At 51.9% G+C, this 14638-nt stretch carries 14 protein-coding genes; 1 reads left to right on the top strand and 13 read right to left on the bottom strand.

What is annotated here, in order from left to right:
- Positions 1-31 precede the first annotated feature (31 nt).
- The 4 genes from MJO52_RS04160 to hrpA form a co-directional block, all read right to left on the bottom strand.
- Entirely contained in the window at positions 32-814 is a 783-nt protein-coding gene (locus tag MJO52_RS04160; RefSeq protein WP_252084691.1) for an HvfC family RiPP maturation protein, read from the bottom strand.
- A complete protein-coding gene (locus MJO52_RS04155; protein WP_286037002.1) occupies positions 795-1640 on the bottom strand; it encodes an HvfB family MNIO-type RiPP peptide maturase in 846 nt (281 codons plus the stop codon). Before MJO52_RS04155 ends, MJO52_RS04160 begins: the two co-directional genes overlap by 20 nt.
- Positions 1641-1721: 81 nt before the next feature.
- Positions 1722-2060 (bottom strand): HvfA family oxazolone/thioamide-modified RiPP metallophore, encoded by a 339-nt coding sequence (locus MJO52_RS04150; RefSeq protein WP_252084690.1) that lies wholly within the window; start codon positions 2058-2060, stop codon positions 1722-1724.
- A gap of 233 nt (positions 2061-2293) precedes the next feature.
- Entirely contained in the window at positions 2294-6208 is a 3915-nt protein-coding gene (hrpA, locus tag MJO52_RS04145; protein ID WP_252084689.1) for an ATP-dependent RNA helicase HrpA, read from the bottom strand.
- A gap of 167 nt (positions 6209-6375) precedes the next feature.
- Between hrpA and MJO52_RS04140 the strand changes: the two genes are divergently transcribed.
- Positions 6376-7869, top strand: a complete 1494-nt coding sequence (locus tag MJO52_RS04140) for a peptide MFS transporter (protein ID WP_252084688.1) — start codon at positions 6376-6378, stop codon at positions 7867-7869.
- A 126-nt stretch (positions 7870-7995) separates the two neighbouring features.
- On the opposite strand, the gene MJO52_RS04135 is transcribed toward MJO52_RS04140, so the two are convergent.
- From MJO52_RS04135 to MJO52_RS04095, 9 genes are all read right to left on the bottom strand, one after another.
- Positions 7996-9177, bottom strand: a complete 1182-nt coding sequence (locus MJO52_RS04135) for a vWA domain-containing protein (protein WP_252084687.1) — start codon at positions 9175-9177, stop codon at positions 7996-7998.
- A gap of 100 nt (positions 9178-9277) precedes the next feature.
- Positions 9278-10123 carry an AAA family ATPase gene (locus MJO52_RS04130; RefSeq protein ID WP_252084686.1) on the bottom strand — a complete coding sequence of 282 codons (846 nt, stop codon included), beginning with the start codon at positions 10121-10123 and terminating at the stop codon, positions 9278-9280.
- Between the two features lie 141 nt (positions 10124-10264).
- The gene (locus MJO52_RS04125) at positions 10265-10945 is read right to left on the bottom strand and encodes a YEATS-associated helix-containing protein (RefSeq protein WP_252084685.1); all 681 of its coding nucleotides are present in this window, start codon (positions 10943-10945) and stop codon (positions 10265-10267) included.
- A 364-nt stretch (positions 10946-11309) separates the two neighbouring features.
- Positions 11310-11690 (bottom strand): hypothetical protein, encoded by a 381-nt coding sequence (locus tag MJO52_RS04120; RefSeq protein WP_252084684.1) that lies wholly within the window; start codon positions 11688-11690, stop codon positions 11310-11312.
- Positions 11691-11749: 59 nt separating this feature from the next.
- Entirely contained in the window at positions 11750-12199 is a 450-nt protein-coding gene (locus MJO52_RS04115; protein ID WP_252084683.1) for a YcgN family cysteine cluster protein, read from the bottom strand.
- A gap of 9 nt (positions 12200-12208) precedes the next feature.
- Positions 12209-12496 carry a YcgL domain-containing protein gene (locus tag MJO52_RS04110; RefSeq protein ID WP_252084682.1) on the bottom strand — a complete coding sequence of 96 codons (288 nt, stop codon included), beginning with the start codon at positions 12494-12496 and terminating at the stop codon, positions 12209-12211.
- Entirely contained in the window at positions 12493-13623 is a 1131-nt protein-coding gene (rnd, locus tag MJO52_RS04105) for a ribonuclease D (RefSeq protein WP_252084681.1), read from the bottom strand. The genes MJO52_RS04110 and rnd overlap by 4 nt, the downstream gene beginning before the upstream one ends.
- A gap of 5 nt (positions 13624-13628) precedes the next feature.
- Entirely contained in the window at positions 13629-14237 is a 609-nt protein-coding gene (gene recR / locus MJO52_RS04100) for a recombination mediator RecR (protein WP_252084680.1), read from the bottom strand.
- A 28-nt stretch (positions 14238-14265) separates the two neighbouring features.
- Positions 14266-14610 (bottom strand): YbaB/EbfC family nucleoid-associated protein, encoded by a 345-nt coding sequence (locus MJO52_RS04095; protein ID WP_152451685.1) that lies wholly within the window; start codon positions 14608-14610, stop codon positions 14266-14268.
- Between the last annotated feature and the right edge of the window lie 28 nt (positions 14611-14638).

Here is a 14638-nt window from a genome sequence, read left to right as displayed (position 1 = left end):
ATTTGCGCCAGAAATCCTAGGCCCGGCCGATCTACTCTGTCGCCTGCGGCCGCAAACCAGCGATCACTCCGTTATCCAGTAATTTCTGGAGTAACTCAATACCGAAGCCGAAAAGGGCTTCGCTATCGACTTGCGGTAGCTCGGCAGCAATTTGTGCCAAGAGCTGCTCCCCTGTGACATCACCCTCTGAGGCCAACTGCAATAGTCGTGCGGTTACTGCATTGATTTCCATAAAGCTGACTTCATCGCTAAGGTCGCGATAGACCAGCAAGAAGGTGGGAGAATCAGCTGGCTCCTGGGGCTGATAGGTAGGACCGATACGGTGCACCGGGAAACGGTAACTGAGACTCCACACCAGCGGTGACACCACCGGAATAGAGGTCAATAAATCTCCCTGGCGATCCAGGTCGGTGGGAATCTCCTCAGTACTCACATCCAGCGCCAGCTCCACCCACTCATAATGAGCCAGCTCCAATAGAAACGCTGGGTCTTCCTCCCGCTGTTCCCTCTCCTGTTGCAGGTAAGTGAGAAACTCCTCACTAATCTGCAGAAAGTAGGGGCTCTTGGAAGTGTGGTGCTGAACAAAATCACGCACCATTTTGTGCCAGTGCTCATCACTGTAGAGGCTGCGTAATACAGGGAAACCACTGGCAATAAAAGATTCGATATTGTTGTAAATCAGGTCCCGATATATGGCAACTCGCCGGTCCTCAATATCCTCTGGCGCCTCAACTTGATCAGGGGCGCGTAGGTGATTGGCTAAAGCCCGCTGTAAGCCTTGGAACCTGGCTGTCTTATCGGCGACTGATGACATAGCTCTCTTCTTCTCGGTGACAGGCCTGAATGCTCTTGATCTGTTCCACTTCCTGAAACAATTGCGGCAGCGGTGGGATATTGAAATCGCGCTCCAGCAAGGTCGGCATGACACCGTGTACCTCGTAGGCTTTGTTCAACAACTGCCACACGGGATCAATCACTGCAGCACCGTGTGTATCCACTTTCAGATCATCCGCCTCATCGTAATGCCCCGCTACATGTACATAACGCATACGCTCGGAGGGAAGCCCGCGCAAAAATTCCAGGGGGTCATAGCGATGATTGATTGAATTCACATAGATATTATTTACGTCGAGCAGAAGGTCGCAGTCCGCCTCTTGCAGGACCGCCTGCAAAAATGCCAGCTCACTCATCTCCTGACCCGGCGCCGCATAATAGGAGACATTCTCCATGGCAATACGTTGCTCCAGGGTATCCTGCACAATGCGAATTCGCTCGGCGACATACATTACCGCTTCTTCGGTAAAGGGGATGGGTAATAAATCGTAGAGATGGCCCTTATCTGAGCAGTAGCTCAAGTGCTCGCTGTAAAGACGGATATTGTGATCGCGGATAAACTGCTTGATCGAAGCAAGCAGGTCCATATCCAGCGGGTCAGACGAGCCAATAGATAGAGACAGGCCATGTAGGATAAATGGATATCGTTCGCTGAGCTGGTGAAACCAGCGGCCATAGCGCCCGCCGACGCCAATCCAATTCTCCGGCGCCACCTCAAAGAAATCCACCGCACCCGATGAAAGTTCTTCACCCATCATAGAGCGACGCAGCCCGAGACCGGCACCCTCCACTGGATAATTACGCACCGCTATTTGCCTCTAGTGATAGTGAAAAGTACTTGGGGCGGCCCTTAACACAGTGCCGCCCCAATCGCGCGTGTTGGGGTATTAGTTACCGCATTTCCCCTCGCCGCACTTACCTTCTTTCTTTTTACCTTCTCCACACTTACCTTCGCCGCATTTACCTTCTTTCTTTTTGCCTTCGCCGCATTTACCTTCTTTCTTTTTACCTTCGCCGCATTTACCTTCTTTATTCTTGCCGTGGCCGCACTTGCCTTCTTTCTCCTTGTCATCGTGATCGGCCAGAGCCAAGTTATAACCGGAGGTGAGCTCAGCAGCGGCAAACGGGTTAGCTTCAGCGGTGGATGCAGATACATTCATCGCAGCAGTTGCAATAAAAGCAGCACCAACAGCAGCTGCTACAGGGGAAAGATGCTTCTTGTTCATAATGAATCTCCTAACTAATACCCAATGTAATATAACTCTCTATGACTTTTTCTATGTCCCGCAACAGTATAATGATGCGCACTGAAAAACCGTCATATTGTGAAACCGGCTCACAGCCATCACATATTTAATGATGCCGCGTATGCTTACCGACTCTCATTCATCTGTCGGGCCAGTTTGGGAAATATTACACAAGGCCACAAATTTTTTTGTGAACTGTGGCTAAGCAGTACTCAACCGAGCAGCTCCATGCCATCAATTTCTATCCAAACTTTGTGCAGGCGCTTGGCAGAGATCGGCATCAGAGTCTTTAACGTCTGTGCAAACAGGCTCACACGGAATTCCTCAAGCATCCAGCGATACTCTACCAGCGCAGGCTCTGAAGCCAGCTCTCTCCTCGAAAACTTCTCAATCTGATTATCGAAAGACTCGGCAGCCTTGTGGTACTCCACTTGCAACTTGCGGTCGCGGTTTGGATCGAGGGCCGCCTTTTCCAGACGCACAGAAATCGCCTTGAGATAACGGCCATACTGGCGCAACCATTGCAGAGGGGTATCAAACAAGACACCCCGGTAGAAAAGTCCTGCCAATTGTTGCTGGATATCCCCCACCGCCATAGCGACTGCCAGGTTCTTTTGCTGTTTGATCTGCTTGCGCAGGGGGACCAATTGCCCCAGGGCTTTGACCAAAAGGTCGCCAATTTCCTGGGCCACTCCCACCAAATCACCCTCTTTCTCCAGTGCAGATAGAAACTCAGCTTCACTGCGTGGCCAGTTTTCATCTCCCCAGAAGACTTCACGCGCGGCGGCCATCAGAATATCGTCTGCCACTTCTTCGCGGCGGCCCAGATCTGCGGCGGAAAGCCCCAACTCTTTGCCACGCAACAGCTCTTTACGTAGATATTTCACCTTCTCGGGCAAGTGCAACAGAGCCAGGCGGCAGATCCCAGCACGACTCAGGCGACGCGCTTCAGCGGGATTATCCAGCAATTTCAGGGAAACACTTTCCTTAGCTTCTACGAGCGCCGGATAGGCGCGCACCTTGAGCCCTCCCTGATCGAGGGTATGAGTTTCCGGCAGTTCACCAAAATCCCAGCTGGTAATATCATCCCGCTCGAAGCTATCGCCTGCATTTGCCAGTCCCTGCTGTACCCGGTCGCGATAGCGTGCCTGCAATAGCGAGAGATCGCGATCCTGATCCAGCAATTTTCCTGACTCATCCAACACCTGAATATTAAAGCGGTAGAAATCTTCCAAGGAATGTTCCGCAGATTCCCAGGCATCTTCAGGTAGCTTCTGAGCGGTCTGACGTTGCAGCTCCAAGGCCAGCGACTGACATAGGGGAGTATTGTCTGCGCGCAGTCGCGGCAGGGCCTTATCCACAGCCGCCGGTACCGGTACAAAGTATTTGCGCCACTGTTTCGGCAGGGCTTTTATTAGCGCGATACATTTATCTCGTAAAATTCCAGGCACCAACCAGGAGAGTCGAGCGGCAGGCACCTGATGTAACGCCCCAACGGGCACCTGGATACTGACGCCATCATCTACACTGCCGGGCTCGAAGTGATAACGGAGTGGGTAAACAATACCCCCAGCCTGCAGTTCGTTAGGGAATTGCGCCTCACCCACGTGATCAGCACTCTGCTGCATCAACAACTCACGGGGGACAAACAGCAACTGCGGATCACTGGCTTCAGCTTTCTTGCGCCAATGCTCAAACCCGGCCAGGTTGATGACATCTGCGGGAACTAGCTCATCGAAAAAGCGATAAACCACTTCATCGTCCACCAAAATATCCCGGCGACGGGACTTGGCTTCCAACTCTTCCAGGGATTTCAACAGGTCAGTGTAGTGCTTATAAAAACGACCCTTGCCACGATAACGCTGTTCCACTAATGCTTGGCGAATAAATACTTCCCGGGCGATTTGCGGGTCCAACTTGCCATAGGGAATACGGCGTTTTTCTACCAGTACCAAGCCGTACAGAGAGACTTTTTCAAAAGCCATTACTTGCCCAGAGCGGACATCGTAGTGGGGCTCAAAATAATTGCGTTTTACCAGGTGCTTAGACGCAGCCAACACCCAGTCCGGTTCTATTTTCGCAACAGTGTGGGCAAACAAGCGGCTGGTCTCTAATAACTGAGCGGAAACCACCCAGCGCGGAGGTTTTTTAAACTGGCCGGAGCCGGGGAAAATATGGAAGCGACGATTACGACAACCGATAAATTCCTTATTCTCATCTCGAGCGCCAATATTACCGAGTAAACCCACGACAATGGCCCGGTGTATTGCCTCGTACTCCGCAGGTTCTTTGTTTTCTTTGACTTCGAGGTCCCGGCAAGCCACACGCAATTGGTGGTGAATATCTCTCCACTCACGCATTCGCAGCCAGGATAAGAAGTTTTTCTGGCACCATTTGCGCAGCTGGTTTTGGCTCAGTTCCTGGCGCTGAGTCTCGAAGGCATCCCATAGCTGCACAAAGGATAGAAAATCCGATTGCTCATGCTGCCACTGTCGGTGCTTTTCATCCGCCGCTTGGCGCTTTTCCGCCGGGCGTTCGCGCGGGTCCTGCACGGCCAGGGCGGCGACAATAATTAATAATTCGCGCGCACTGCCATTGTCCGCACCGGCCAGCAACATTCGACTCAATCGTGGGTCCAGCGGCAAACGTGAAAGTGCGCGGCCCAGTTTGGTTACTCTGCCCTGGTCATCGACGGCCTGTAATTCCTGCAACAATTTATAGCCGTCATTGATCAGGCGCGGATCGGGCGGATCGACAAAGGGAAACTCACGGATATCGCCGATACGCAGCTGCAACATTTGCAGGATTACCGCTGCCAGGTTGGTGCGCAGAATTTCCGCATCGGTAAATTCTGCGCGCTGTGCAAAGTCCCGCTCTTCGTACAAGCGCACACAGACACCGGCACTGACACGACCACAGCGGCCAGCGCGCTGGTTGGCACTGGCCTGTGAAACCGGCTCTATGGGCAATCGTTGGATTTTACTGCGATAGCTGTAACGGCTGACACGCGCAGTACCCGGGTCAATCACATAGCGAATACCCGGCACCGTAATGGAGGTCTCCGCCACATTGGTGGCCAGCACAATACGGCGACCTTTATGGCCGTGAAAGACCTTAGCCTGTTCTGCCAGACTTAACCGCGCATATAAGGGCAGTATCTCTAACTGAGCAATCTGCGCATCCCGCAAAGCCTTGGCACACTCGCGGATTTCCCGTTCACCACTCATAAATACCAGGATGTCCCCGCCGCGCCGGCTGCTGGACTTTTCCTCATGCAGTAACTCTTCAACTGCTGCGACAACCTGCTCGTTGAGGTCGGCATTGCTATCTGCCGTCGGGCGATAGTGAATTTCCACCGGGTAGGTGCGACCGGATACTTCGATAATCGGTGCGTCATCAAAGTGCTGAGAGAATTTTTCTAGATCAATCGTAGCTGAGGTAATAATCAGTTTTAAATCTGGGCGCTTGGGCAGAATGGTTTTTAAATAGCCCAGTAGAAAATCAATATTGAGGCTGCGTTCATGGGCCTCGTCGATAATCAACGTATCGTATTTATTCAATAGTGGATCGCGCTGAATTTCAGCCAGCAGAATACCATCAGTCATCAATTTGACATGAGTGTGCTCAGTGCTGTGGTCGGTAAAACGCACTTGGTAACCGACTGATTCCCCCAAAGGTTGCTGCAATTCTTCAGCAATTCGATTGGCTACAGTGCGCGCGGCGATTCTACGTGGCTGTGTATGCCCAATCTGGCCATAAATACCCCGCCCCAGGGACAGGCAGATTTTGGGTAACTGGGTGGTTTTACCGGAGCCGGTTTCACCAGCGATAACAACAACCTGATGCTTTTCGATCAGCTCGGCGATTTCCTCACGCCGCGCCACCACCGGCAACGACTCCGGCCACTGCACTTCGGGCAATTTGCCCTGGCGCTCTTCTGCCAAAGACTGTGAAACCTGCAGCTGCTGTTCCAGCTGGGCTAACATACGATCGACCGGCTTGCCCTCTTTCTGGCGCCGGCGCACATTTTTAACCGTTCGATACAGCTGGTAGCGGTCCCGTCCCATACAGCCGGAGATTCGGGCCTGTAAAGCGGCCAGGCTTTTATCTGCTTCGGTGTGACTCATAATTCATACAGAATTGGTAAACGGGAGATTATACCCGCACTTTGCTAAGGGGCAGAAAATCCCTTGGTGGCGCTCAACTATACTGGTCCAGATAGTAATTTTTTTCACAGGCGCACTGCTTTTGGTGGCAGTGCTGCGCCTTAGGGTCACACCTTGCGAGCAGTACTATGCAAGAGATCAAGCCCAAGCCCCCCGCCAGCGCCGGACAGCTGTTTGGCCACCCCAAAGGGTTGTTTCTGCTATTTGGCACCGAGATGTGGGAACGTCTCAGCTACTACGGCATGCGCGGTATTTTTGTCTTTTACCTGACTTCCACTGCCACTGCCGCAGTCTTCGGCTGGGAACAGCTCACCGATACTGAATTGCAGTCCAAAGCCCTGAGCTATCTGGGCTGGTACGCCATGTTGGTGTACCTGACCCCCATTATCGGTGGCTGGATGGCTGACAACCGCTGGGGGCAGCGCCACTGTATCATGTTTGGCGGTACCCTGATGATGCTGGGGCAATTCTCCCTGGGTTTTCCTCATACCTGGCTACCAGACGGTAGTGAGATTTACATGCTGTGGCTGGGGCTGGCCCTACTGATTATCGGCAATGGTTTCTTTAAACCGAACATCTCCACTATGGTCGGGGATCTCTACGAAGAGGGGGACCACCGCCGCGATACCGCATTTACTATTTTCTATATGGGGATCAACCTGGGCTCAATTCTCGGTTATTTGGTCGTAGGCTGGATTGGGGAAAAGGTGGACTACCAGCTCGCCTTTATTGTTGCAGGCATTGGTATGTTGCTGGGCCTGATTCTGCAAATGACTCAAGCCAAACGCTACTTGGGAGAAATAGGCGTAGAACCCTCCGCTCATCTGGAACTGAAAAATAAAAAAGACGAGGAGGAAAATAAACACCGCCCCCTCACACAGGAAGAGCGGGATCGCATTAAAGTCATTCTGGTTCTGGGTGTGTTTATCGTGGTTTTTTGGGCTGGTTTTGAGCAAGCTGCCGGGTCAATGAATCTATTTGCCAAGTACCGCACCGACCTGAATATCTTTGGATGGGAAATTCCTGCCAGCTGGCTACAAATGGTCAATCCCTTGTTTATTATTATCCTCGCACCGATTATGGCCTCTATCTGGGTAGGTATGGGAGATCGCGAGCCGAGTTCACCGGCTAAATTCAGCTTGGGGTTAGCTTTTCTCGGAATCGGTTTTCTCTCTATGTGCGGCGCGGCACTACAAATCGGCGACTCCGAGACCATTAAAGCAAGCATCTGGTGGCTGATTTTCGCCTACATTTTTCACACCATTGGTGAACTTTGCCTGTCACCTATCGGACTTTCTGTGGTGACCAAATTATCTCCCCTGCGTTATTTATCCCTGATGATGGGACTCTGGTTTGCCTTTATTGGCATCGCCAACAAAGGGGCAGCAGAGATCGGTAAATTAGTGGGGGTTTCTGGACCACTCGCCACTTTCGGCGGTGTCGCACTAACTGCCATAGTGGCCGGTTTTATTCTATATTTGATTCGTGAAAAACTAGTGGATTGGATGCACGGTGCAGAAGAGGTGCATGTTACAGTGGGCGAAACCACCAGAGAAGAAATCAGTATTACTGCTGATCACGAGGGAACGCCACCCAAACACTTCAGCGGTAATAAAGAGTAGTACTTGATTAACTCTAAAATTATCTATCGGGTAGTTCGGCACAGGAGTGTGCCGCCTGCGGATAATTCCTTGCCCAAAACTCCTTAGATTAGAGCTTCTTGCAAGGAACCTTCATTGACGCCGCTATTAGCGGCCTTTGACTAAATAGGCAATCGCCCGATCCAATCCCTCAAGGGTCATCGGATACATATGGCCATCCACTAGACGCTGGGTCATGCCGATACTGGGCGTAAACTGCCAATACTCCTCATCAACCGGATTTAGCCAGATCAGATTGTGGTAAATATCGGTGATACGTTCCATCCAGGCTGCACCCGGCTCTTCATTCATATGCTCAACACTGCCGAAACGGCTGGTAATTTCGTAGGGTGCCATAGAGGCATCACCGACAAAGATAACCTTGTAGTCCTTGCCATAGGTACGCAGTACTTCCAACAGAGACGTATTCTCGCTATAGCGCCGCTGGTTGTCTTTCCACACATGTTCATAGACAAAGTTGTGAAAATAAAAATACTCCAAGTGCTTAAATTCCGAGCGGCAGGCAGAGAATAACTCTTCACACACGCGCACATAGGGGTCCATAGAACCGCCCACATCGAAAAAAATCAGTACTTTTATTGCGTTGTGCCGCTCTGGCACCATCTTAATATCCAACAAACCCGCATTGCGCGCAGTGGAAGAAATGGTGTTATTCAAATCCAGCTCTTCTGCTGCGCCAGTGCGGGCAAATTTACGCAACTTGCGCAGAGCCACTTGGATATTGCGGGTTCCCAGGCTGATACTGTCATCCAGGTTTTTAAATTGGCGCTTCTCCCAAACCTTGGATGCCGAGCGATTACGCCCCTGCCCTCCCACCCGAATACCACCCGGGTGATAGCCACTGTTACCAAAGGGGCTGGTGCCACCGGTACCTATCCAGCGATTGCCGCCACTGTGGCGCTTTTTCTGCTCTTCGAGACGCTTTTTGAACTCCTCCAGCAACTTTTCCAAACCACCCAGGCTTTGGACTTTAGCCTTTTCCTCTTCGCTTAATTGCTTGAGAAATTCCGCTCTGAGCCAGTCTTCCGGGATCATTTGCTCAACGATATCGTCGAGGGTTTCCAAATCTTTGAAATAGGCCTCGAAAGCGCGGTCGAACTTATCGAAATGTTTTTCATCCTTCACCAGACAGACACGAGCGAGGAAATAAAATTCCTCCAGATCTGCAAAAACCAGGCGCTGTTGTAAAGCCTCCAGCAAGGCCAACAACTCGGTGATGGATACCGGTAATTTATAGCGACGTAAATTCAGGAAAAAGCCAATCAGCATAGTAATTCGCAGTCAGCAATGGGAAAAAATGCTCAGTGGTACCGAGCGGAACATCATCAGGGGCAGAAGTTTACCCCTAATGAAAGGCAACAAGGCTTGCTCAGCGGTTGTCACGACGTGCCATAAACGCCAGGCGTTCGAGCATATGCACATCTTGCTCATTTTTCAGCAAGGCGCCATACAGTGGAGGAATGGCACTGCTGTTATCGCGATTCTTGAGTACTTCTTCCGGAATATCATCGGCCATCAACAACTTCAACCAATCAATCAGCTCTGAGGTGGAAGGCTTCTTCTTTAAACCCGGTACTTCGCGCAACTGGAAGAAAATATCCATCGCTTCTGCGACCAGTTGCCCTTTAATTTCCGGGTAATGGACATCGACAATTTTGCGCATGGTATCGCGGTCGGGAAAGCTGATGTAATGAAAGAAGCAGCGGCGCAGGAAGGCATCCGGCAGTTCTTTTTCATTATTCGAAGTAATAATGACAATGGGGCGGTGCTTGGCCTTGATAGTTTCTCCGGTTTCGTAAACGAAGAATTCCATTCGATCCAGCTCCACCAACAAGTCGTTGGGGAATTCGATATCCGCTTTGTCAATCTCATCGATCAGCAGTACCACACGCTCTTCCGCAGCAAAGGATTCCCACAGCTTGCCGCGCTTGATGTAATTGGCAATATTGTGAACCTTATCCACCCCCAACTGGGAGTCGCGCAGGCGGGATACCGCATCGTACTCATAAAGTCCCTGCTGGGCCTTAGTGGTAGATTTGATATGCCATTGGATCAATTTCATTCCAAGGCTCTCGGCAACCTGTTCCGCGAGCAGTGTTTTGCCGGTGCCCGGTTCGCCTTTGATCAACAAAGGGCGCTGTAAGGTGACGGCTGCGTTCACCGCCATCTGCAGGTCTTCGGTAGCTACATAGCTATCGGTACCGGTAAATTTCATGCTTACTCCAATCCTGTCATCACGCTATCTTCAGATTTAGCGAATGATAATTGAACAGCGGGGCGGGTGGCGAGGCGGGAACGATCAAATTGGATGACCAGCCCGAGTAGAGACTAAATGAAGGGGGTTATCGACTATGGCTCAAGCCATCTGAGTGCTGCGGCGGTGTACTACTTGGCGCCCCTTACCGGTGATATACCAGCGAATCCCCAGGTGACTGTGGATTTTGCCCACCATTTCTAATACAAGCAGGCTGTTAAGGGCACGGGCAATAGAATTGGTCTCCATACCACTATCTTGCACCATACCACTTAGGGAGCGGAATACACACTCACCGTCATTTAGCAGATTGAGTACCTGCAGGGCATTGTCGTCCAGCTTGCGAATTTGGTTGAAATCCAGCACCGGCCCCTGCTCCAGATCCCCTTCTATCTCATGTTCCAGCAAAGGCATCATTTCCAATTGCATAGTGCGCAGTTCCTGCTCCATATTTTCCACTCGAGCACGGGCGATACTGGCATCGCGCAGCTGGCGACGCGCAGCATTAAACACGAACATGCGGGAAGCTATAGCGGCAAGCAGACAATAACCGGTAAAAATCAAAAGCCGTGAAGGGTCGCCTTGGATTTCGATCAGTAAATCGCTTTGGGTAAACTTCAGGAAGATTGGCACCATTAAGGCACCACATAATCCCATAATCAGGCAGCGAGCAAGGCCGGCGGGATCCTCCTCCGTAAACAGCATTTGATAATAGTTCACCAGCCCACCGAGAATGCCCGATACCAGCATTACTGCAGTGAGAATCAGCAGGTGGTCGAGCATCAGGGTTCCTCAGCCATCTGGCAACCTGCGCCATAACAATGGGCGAAAATCTACGCCAAGGGCAATTTATAAACTTTATCTGTCGTGAGTCTGGCTTACCAATAAGTAACCCTCTCCACTGGGATATTCAGGAAATACAATCCATGATTTCCCAACAGGGGCTTGTTTATTGGTCTTTATCAGTAAGCCGGCTCGTCTGGCCTCACGCCAAGTGCGTAAGCAGCCTAATAGATATAGCAGCTGTCACCATCCACAGAGAGGCTAGAGAAAGGAAGGAACGCCTTTGATAAGCAAGGGGAGAAAAGTGAGTGGGCCCAGTTGCGATGAGCCCTGTGATGAGGGAAGATCTGGATGAAAAATCCCGTTACTGTTCCTTGAAGTATGGGTCTTCGTCGAAACGACGGCGGCGACTGCGACGAAACTTAGATAATAGCGAAACCAGTCCCCACACAATCATCACCGCTAAAGCACCACCTGCAGCAAATACCAAATTTGCTGTCACTTCCGGTGCAGCCCCATTTTCTTCAAATAATACCTGGTAGAGATACAGGGGTAGTACGGGCATGGCTACTGACTCGGCCACCGGTATTTTTACCGGCAGCAGTAGTACACCAGCCAAGACCAATAACAAGGTGCGGCGCAGCCAGCTCCAGCGCCAATTGCGCATAAACCACCAGCCGGCAGCTAGTAAAACCAGTGTCGAGCCGGTATATACCAACCAGGCAAGTTGAAAATCTTCAGACATTTTTTATTTACTCTATGTTTCCCGCCCAGTTCAGGAACTAGTGACTATGCCTCACTAGCTCAACCGGCTTCCACCCAGGTGACGATGTGCTCCTCCATATCGTCCGGGTGAACCAGCTCCTCACTGATGACACTGCCGCGCACAGACATACCCGCTTTGTGTACAGACTGGCTATCTCCACTCACAAGCGGATGCCACTCCGGCAAAGGGTGCCCTTCGGCCAAGCGACGGTAGGCACAGGTGCTCGGAAGCCAGGTGTATTGGTCTATATCCTCTACCCGCAACTGCACACATCCAGGCACCAATTCTTTTCGCCTTGAATACTGGCTACAGCGACAGGAGTCTGTATCCAGCAAACGGCAGGCGACATTGGTGTTGTAAAGCTCACCAGTTTCCTCATCTTCCAGGCTGTGCAGGCAGCAGCGCCCACAACCATCACACAGAGCTTCCCATTCAGGTTCACTCATTTGCGCTAGAGTTTTACGTCGCCAAAAAGGCAATTGTGCCATTAATCTAACTCAGCGTTGCAGTTTGCTGTTTTTCAATGCGATCTCACGCATTTCAGAATCGGCCACCGGCGGCATCTGCAAATAGTAACCTTGCACACGTACCTCTTGCAGGACTTTGTCGGCATTTGCACGCGCAAGTTTGCGCTCTGGAGTCATTAGCATGGTAGTGACGTGCTGGGGGCTGCCAAACAACTCCAATAAATTTTTAGGTACCCGCGCAGTCCCCTCACGCTTATCGACGTACAAATACATTTCTTCTTTTTTGGGACTGCGATAAATATCACACAAGACTTTCACTTCATTTCCTCTTTGCGTAAATGTCGCAGAGCTTTAAGCAGGGGCCGACCAACCACTTCGGCGCGCCAACCACAGAGACGCCCTTGCAACTGGGGGTCGCGAGCAAGGACCAGGGCTTCCAACTCTTTTTTGCGAATTAGGATTTCTGCAGGCAGATTTTCACGCTCTGCAATACTCGCGACCTCTTTACGCAGTAACTTCAGTAACTCCCCCTGTTGTCGGTTGAGCGGCTGCGGTAAACGCGTCGGTAAATCGCTGCGCTCCAGAGCGCGGGAAATCAACTGCAACAACCTATCACCGTGTTCTCGCAGGGCACGGCCCTCGAGGCCAGCCTGGCTCAAGGCGCCTTTATGCCGCGGCAACTGCTGGGCCATGGTCATACAGAGATTTTCCTTGAGCAGGTGGTTGCGCGGCATATTTCGGGTTCGCGCCTCACATTCCCGCCAAGTACAAAGGTCCTGTAACACGGCCAAATGTTTGCCGCGCAGGCGCCAGGCACCTTTCACTTTCTGGTAATAGAACTCAGGGGGTTGCGGGCTTCGCGCAGTTGCCACCAAAGTTGCGCAGTCTTCTACTAGCCAAGTTTCCCGCTGCTGCTCCTGCAACCGCTTTAGCAAGGCACCATAGAGAACCGGTAGCCAAGCCACATCGAGTGCGGCGTAGGTTTTCTGGGCATCACTGAGAGGGCGCTGCAACCAATCCGAGCGGGTCTCGCTCTTCGGCAGTTCAATACTCAATAGCTCGCGCACGGTAGCGGCGTAACCGAGGCCTGCCCCCATACCACTAATCGCCGCGGCGATCTGAGTATCAAAAATGGGCTCGGGGATCACCCCCAGCAGACGCTCCAGAGTCTCCAAATCCTCGCTGCAGCTGTGCATGATTTTTGTAACAGCCGTATCCAGCAGCAGATCACGCAAAGGTTGCAGGTCTTCAATGGCGAGATTATCGATGAGGTAGCAGTGCCTGCCATCCCCAACCTGTACTAGGGCCGGCTGAGGATAAAAGGTGCGACTGCGCATAAACTCGGTATCCAGAGCCACAGCGCGCTGCTGTCGCCACTGTGCGCACAAAGCCGCCAACTGCTCGCAGGAGTCCACCCAGCGTGGAGTAGTATCTATTTCAACCATCGGTATTACTCTGCTGGGGGGAAGAAGGCGGTGCGACTATTGAAGGCGTGCGCCAGGGTACCGCCGTCGATATATTCCAGCTCACCGCCGATGGGAACGCCATGGGCGATACGACTGACAGTCACTCCCTGCGCTTTGGCGCGCTCGGCGATGTACTGGGCTGTCGCCTCCCCCTCTACTGTGGGATTGGTGGCGACAATCAACTCCTGTAATGGCTCACTGGCCAACCTGCGCTCCAGTAGGTCCATACCAAGATCCGCGGGGCCGATACCGTCAATCGGAGACAGGTGACCGTGCAGCACAAAATAGCGGCCATGGTAGTTACCAGCCTGCTCAATCGCCAGCACGTCGGCGGGAGTTTCAACAACACAGAGAGAGGTTTGTTCGCGTCGGCTGTTGTTGCACAGAGTGCATACGGCTTCTTCGGTCAATGTACGGCACTGCTGACAACGTCCGACCTTCTCCACAGCCTGCGCCAGGCTGCGCGCCAGTAATTCTGCAGCGTCGCGATCCTTTTCCAACAAGTACATCGCCATGCGCTGGGCCGACTTGGGGCCCACACTGGGCAGGCAACGCAGCGCGCGAATCAACTCTTCGATTAAGGGACTAAACATATAAGGCTAAACAACCGGGCTCTGCCCCTTAAAATGGAAACTTGAAGCCTTCCGGCAGATTCATGCCAGAAGCGAGGTTGCCCACCTGCTGCTTTTGTAACTCCTGGGCCTTCTCCTCAGCTCGGCGCACAGCATCGTTCACTGCCGCGGCCAAAAGATCTTCCAACATCTCTTTGTCTTCGGACAGCAGGGAAGGGTCGATTTCCACAGAGATAACATCGTGCCGGCCATTCATGGTGACCTTAACCATACCCGCGCCGGATTCACCGCACACCCGTAGCTCATTTAACTCCTGCTGTACCTTCTGCATTTTTTCCTGCATGTCGGCCTGCATTTTCTGGGCCTGTTGCATCAGATCGCCCAAACCTTTCATAGATAACCTCTATCTCTATTATGTGTGA

Source organism: Microbulbifer variabilis (assembly GCF_023716485.1).
GTDB classification, from domain to species: domain Bacteria; phylum Pseudomonadota; class Gammaproteobacteria; order Pseudomonadales; family Cellvibrionaceae; genus Microbulbifer; species Microbulbifer variabilis_B.
Note: the sequence above shows the minus strand (reverse complement) of the source record. Positions and strands in the feature narration are given on the sequence as shown.